The organism is Adlercreutzia sp. DFI.6.23 (genome assembly GCF_024462535.1).
Taxonomy (GTDB): domain Bacteria; phylum Actinomycetota; class Coriobacteriia; order Coriobacteriales; family Eggerthellaceae; genus Adlercreutzia; species Adlercreutzia rubneri.
Window position 1 is genome coordinate 1 of sequence record NZ_JANGBP010000238.1, and the last position, 385, is coordinate 385.

Below are 385 nucleotides of genomic sequence, written 5' to 3' on the forward strand. Positions count from 1 at the left end.
TCTGCATTGCCCAAAGGGCGCTGCGCCCGTTACTATGGAACTGAACAGTATTTGGAAGGCGCCGGGCGGCAGGGCTCGGCGCCGGCGAAGGAGGCATCTGGGATCAGACGCGCGTCATCGAAGTGAAGAAGAACATCCTGGCGGCCAACGACGAGGCGGCCGACGCCTTCCGCGCGGCGCGCGCCCAGGAGGGCACGTTCTTCGTGGACGTCATGGCGAGCCCAGGCGCCGGCAAGACGACGCTTTTGCTCGCGCTCATCCGCGAGCTGCGTGCCCGGGGCGTCGAGGCCCTCGGCGTCATCGAGGCAGACCTGGAATCCGACGTGGATGCCCTCAAGATCAAGGAGGCCGGCGTCGCCTCCGCGGGTGTTCAGCTCCACGGAGC

The 385-nt window shown here is 67.5% G+C and carries 1 protein-coding gene; it reads left to right on the forward strand.

Translation table 11 applies throughout. The annotated features are described in order from the left end of the window. Nucleotides 1–122: 122 nt before the first annotated feature. Nucleotides 123–385 (forward strand): GTP-binding protein (locus NE591_RS13180; protein WP_371130618.1); only part of this gene is annotated, 263 nt, incomplete at its 3' end.